This is a genomic window from Alteromonas sp. AO-Serp, from assembly GCF_017849675.1.
GTDB classification, from domain to species: domain Bacteria; phylum Pseudomonadota; class Gammaproteobacteria; order Enterobacterales; family Alteromonadaceae; genus Alteromonas; species Alteromonas macleodii.
On the sequence record NZ_JAFLMX010000131.1, the window covers coordinates 1 to 4227 of the forward strand.

4 protein-coding genes and 1 pseudogene are annotated in these 4227 nt (G+C 42.7%); 3 read left to right on the top strand and 2 right to left on the bottom strand.

Annotated features, from left to right (window positions below; genetic code table 11):
- A pseudogene (locus QVA83_RS09760) lies at positions 1-509 on the top strand (anti-phage deoxyguanosine triphosphatase); the annotation flags it as partial.
- 61 nt (positions 510-570) lie between these two features.
- Here QVA83_RS09760 and QVA83_RS09765 read toward each other — a convergent pair.
- Positions 571-1401: a hypothetical protein gene (locus QVA83_RS09765; RefSeq protein WP_156078459.1), complete on the bottom strand. Its 831-nt coding sequence runs from the start codon at positions 1399-1401 to the stop codon at positions 571-573.
- Between the two features lie 299 nt (positions 1402-1700).
- Between QVA83_RS09765 and msrP the strand changes: the two genes are divergently transcribed.
- Entirely contained in the window at positions 1701-2708 is a 1008-nt protein-coding gene (msrP, locus tag QVA83_RS09770) for a protein-methionine-sulfoxide reductase catalytic subunit MsrP (protein ID WP_156078460.1), read from the top strand.
- Positions 2709-2804: 96 nt separating this feature from the next.
- On the top strand, positions 2805-3464 hold the full coding sequence (gene msrQ, locus QVA83_RS09775; RefSeq protein ID WP_110288753.1) for a protein-methionine-sulfoxide reductase heme-binding subunit MsrQ: 660 nt from the start codon (positions 2805-2807) through the stop codon (positions 3462-3464).
- Positions 3465-3486: 22 nt separating this feature from the next.
- On the opposite strand, the gene QVA83_RS09780 is transcribed toward msrQ, so the two are convergent.
- Positions 3487-3885 (bottom strand): YqaA family protein, encoded by a 399-nt coding sequence (locus tag QVA83_RS09780; RefSeq protein ID WP_014998633.1) that lies wholly within the window; start codon positions 3883-3885, stop codon positions 3487-3489.
- Between the last annotated feature and the right edge of the window lie 342 nt (positions 3886-4227).

Genomic DNA, 4227 nt, shown 5'->3' on the forward strand with positions numbered 1-4227 from the left:
CCCCGCTAAAAGCGCTAGATGTACCGTGGCTGTCAGACAATATAGAAGTGCTAACCAATAAGCTATTTAGCGCTGCACATCACGAAAGGAAAAATGCCATAGGCGCGCTGGTAAATAGTTTTATTACAGCTATTGAAATAAAAGGCGTTGAGGGTTTTGCTCATCCGTTACTGGCGTTCAACGCTGTGATGCCTGAACAATTTGCGCAAGCTCTAGAGCTCTTCAAGCGCTTTGTGTTTAACAAAGTAATACGCCGCCCCGACGTGCAGCTTCTTGAATACAAAGGGCAGCTGGTGGTAATGGAGCTTTTTGAGGCATTTGCATCAGATCCCGACCGCTTACTTCCCGAGAATACTCAAGTTCGCTGGCGCAAGGCCTGTGAGAACGACAATGGTATGCGCGTTCTCGCCGACTATATATCGGGTATGACGGATGAATTTGCCTCTCGCCTATACAGCAATATCTTTTCACCAAAACAAGGCGGTATTCAAGATAGTTTGCATATGTAAACCAATCGGCTAAATAACAAATCGTGCCGTTACTTTTTCTAAGAATGGCGTTGAACTTAACTTATAAACGAGTAGACGTACTCACCAACCAAGGAATGTGTTCAATTTCAATATAGCTGTACACTCTGTTTCTTAGCGATGCCGCAGGTATTACGCCTTCATTTTCAAGTTGTTTGATCAAGCGCTTCGTACTTAACTCAAGGGATTGGGCGCGCATTTGATTATAGCCCACTGCTAAATTTCGCAATAGCAACGCAACATCAATGCGCTCATCCAATACGCTTTCGGGATAGCGTTTGTGAAAGTTAAGGATTGCGCGATACGTTTTCGCCATGAAGACTGTTTCTCTAGTAACCATCCCATACATTTGAGCAGCTAAACTTTGCGTTAGCTGGTCTGTTTCTCTAAAGTGCCTCATATGGACCTGATTAAAATACTCATCATTTGCATCAACCAAAGTGTCCAACGCTTTAAGGGTGTATTTGACTTTCTTATTTCCATAAAGCGTACAGCTTAAAAAATTTCGAAGTTGCAACCTATCGCTCATAAAGTTTGCTTTGGCTTTCTCATACAGGTCGGATATATCTTCCAGCAAAAGTGGAGAAGTGCCGTTAGTGATGTTCGCAGATAAAAATTGAAGACCGAGTGAAGCTACAACCATATCAGGCAATTGCACGTTGGGGTCAGTTGATATGTTTTCAATTGCGCTAAGCGTAGCAGCGTCGCTTTGATTTAGGTTACCTGAAATAATGGAATGATATAGGGCTGCACTTTTATCTGAACTACGCTCGATAAAAGAAAATGCATCATCGATGTTGGATAATTCGTCAGCCCAACTGGTATTTGCCACATGCACACAAAAGACAACCACGATTGCCGAAATTACTTTCATAGGGTGCTTTCCTTTGCTGCCGTTATTAACTTCCTGTCTGATTTAAACCCTACTGCCATTATTACAGCATGTCAAAGTCGAAATGTTTTGATAGCACCACATTTTCTTGAAATTTATTAACGAGTTTTAAGGTCTATTTTAACACGCACCTAAAACTTAATTGCTGTGGTCTCGTATTAACAGCATTGTTAAAACATCAAGTAAAGCTTAATGCGCGCTGTAACATTCTCAAGTACCAAATATATACAGAGAAGCTTATTTAGATATGGCGTTTTTTAACGGCAGATAAAGGTATAGTAATGGCAAAACCATTTAAACCCTCAATAAAATTAACTGACAATGACGTAACCAATGAAGACGTTTATATGAATCGTCGTTCATTGCTCAAATCTATGGGCTTCCTGGGTGCGTCTACGCTGTTAGCGAAGTCGGCAGGCGCTGCTGGTTGGTTTTGGGAAGATGAGGAAGAAAAGACAGCGTTTAAAGGAAAGGCGCTTGAGTTTAGTCAGCCCCCTAAGTTCCAAATAACGGAAACCCGAACGCCTGAAGATAAAGTAACCAGCTACAACAACTTTTATGAGTTTGGCACATCTAAAGATGCACCAGCCAAAAATGCGACTGAATTTCAAACTAATCCATGGACGTTAAAAGTTGACGGGATGGTTAAAAACCCCATTGAGCTTGATCACGATGCCTTAACAAAGCGTTTTCCCCTTGAAGAACGCATTTACCGCTTGCGCTGTGTGGAAGCATGGTCGATGGTGGTGCCTTGGATTGGGTTTGAGTTGGGGGCGTTGTTAAAACAAGCCGAGCCATTAATGTCAGCCAAATATGTAGCATTTGAAACTTTATATGACCCTGAGCAAATGCCCGGTCAACGAAGCCGCTTTACCGGTGGTGGTATTGATTACCCTTACGTAGAGGGTTTGCGTCTTGATGAAGCCATGCACCCGTTAACGCTCATGTCGGTTGGTCTTTACGGGAAGACCTTGCCACCTCAAAACGGCGCGCCTATCAGGCTTGTTGTACCGTGGAAGTATGGTTTTAAGAGCATTAAGTCTATTGTGAGAATTCGCCTTACCGACAAGAAGCCGCCTACCACATGGAATCGACTGGCCGCCAACGAGTATGGCTTTTACGCCAACGTGAATCCAAACGTGTCGCACCCAAGGTGGAGCCAGGCCAGCGAGCGTAGAATAACCACAGGTGGGCTACTCGCCAGAAATCGCATCGACACCCAAATGTTCAACGGTTACAGCGAAGTCGCGCCGCTATACAAAGATATGGACTTATCCCGTTATTACTAGCTGTAACTTTATGGGGTCACAACCAAAATAGCTAGTCATTCATATCAATATCTCTTAACTAGAGTTTTTAAACATTATTATTAAGTTGTTCATTTAATGCCGTTAAGAAAAAAAACATTTCGACTCTCTGTATGGCAGCGCCGCAGCCTAAAAGGTCTTATTCACCTTTTCGCATTGGGCTATATCGCTTGGTTGTTTTTTGCAGGGGTAACCGATCAGCTTGGTCCAGACCCTGTAAACACGCTCATCAATGAGACTGGAACTTGGGCAATTCACTTTCTTTTACTAACGCTTACTCTTAGCCCACTTGCAAAATGGTTACCAAGCCCAGAACCAATGCAATTCAGACGTATGATTGGCGTATACACCTTTGTGTACGCCTTCGCACACCTGCTCACTTACATTGTGTTTGAACTCCAGCTTGATATGGCACTAGTGGCTAGCGAGATAGTAAGCAGGCCTTACATCATTGTTGGCATGGCAGCGTTACTTCTTCTTTTTGCTCTCACCGCTACGTCGTTCAAGCGTATCCAGCGCAACATGGGAAAAAAGTGGCAGAAGCTTCATAACAGCATTTACCTGATCCTGCCACTTGCACTACTTCATTTCAGCTGGTCGCAGAAGACATTTTGGCAAGAGCCCGTTTGGTATTGGATGATTGGACTGATATTAATGAGCCCTAGAATGAAGCAGTGGTATGTGACGTATCAGAAGAAAAGCCAAAAGAAGTCGAGAGACAAAAACGCAGTGGCGTGAGAAAACTAAAGTCGAAAACCTTTTAAACGAGCACGTAAAGCAGCGCAGCATAACGCGCTGTTTTGCTAAGCGTTACCGCAAGAATAAAAAACCAAAATGGGCTTCTAAGTACACCTGCTACTAAAGTAATAGGGTCGCCAATAATAGGTACCCAGCATAAAAACAAGCTCCACTTCCCCCACTTTGTAAAGGTGTAGCTTGCACGGTTAAACGCTGCTTCGCTCACTTTTAACTTATCGGTCGCAATTTCTTTTCCGAACTTGAAGCCCAATGCATAATTAACCACCGAGCCGAGTACATTTCCTAACGAAGCAACAACAAGCAACAACACCCAGCTCAACCCACTACTGTATAAAGCACTAAGCACAATTTCAGAACTAAAAGGCAATATAGTGGCAGCCAAAAATGCCGATAAGAACATCCCCAAGTATCCTAAATGTATTAATGCGCTCAACGCTCCTCCAGCTTTATACAGTAGTTTTCTATGTAAAATTCGCGCGCATCTTACCTTAATCGGAGTATGAATACTTCCTTCAGAATTCGAAAGCACAAAAAAACCATTATCTTTTATATAGTTACTGACAAAGCACCAATTTGTGTGAAAAAAGTACAACTAAATACTTGCCAAATCCCTCTTTTATGAATACTGTATACACATACACACTGTATAAGTAACCAGTATCAATTCTGTCACGTATACACATCTCCGAGCCCACGAGACCGAACTAGATGTCGAATTACATCTACTGCTTGAATAAAAAAT

Excerpts from the sequence above, each read along its gene's own strand:
- QVA83_RS09765 (WP_156078459.1), bottom strand. The coding sequence starts at position 1,401 with ATGAAAGTAATTTCGGCAATCGTGGTTGTCTTTTGTGTGCATGTGGCA.
- QVA83_RS09780 (WP_014998633.1), bottom strand. The coding sequence starts at position 3,885 with ATGTTCTTATCGGCATTTTTGGCTGCCACTATATTGCCTTTTAGTTCT.
- msrQ (WP_110288753.1), top strand. The coding sequence starts at position 2,805 with ATGCCGTTAAGAAAAAAAACATTTCGACTCTCTGTATGGCAGCGCCGC.
- msrP (WP_156078460.1), top strand. The coding sequence starts at position 1,701 with ATGGCAAAACCATTTAAACCCTCAATAAAATTAACTGACAATGACGTA.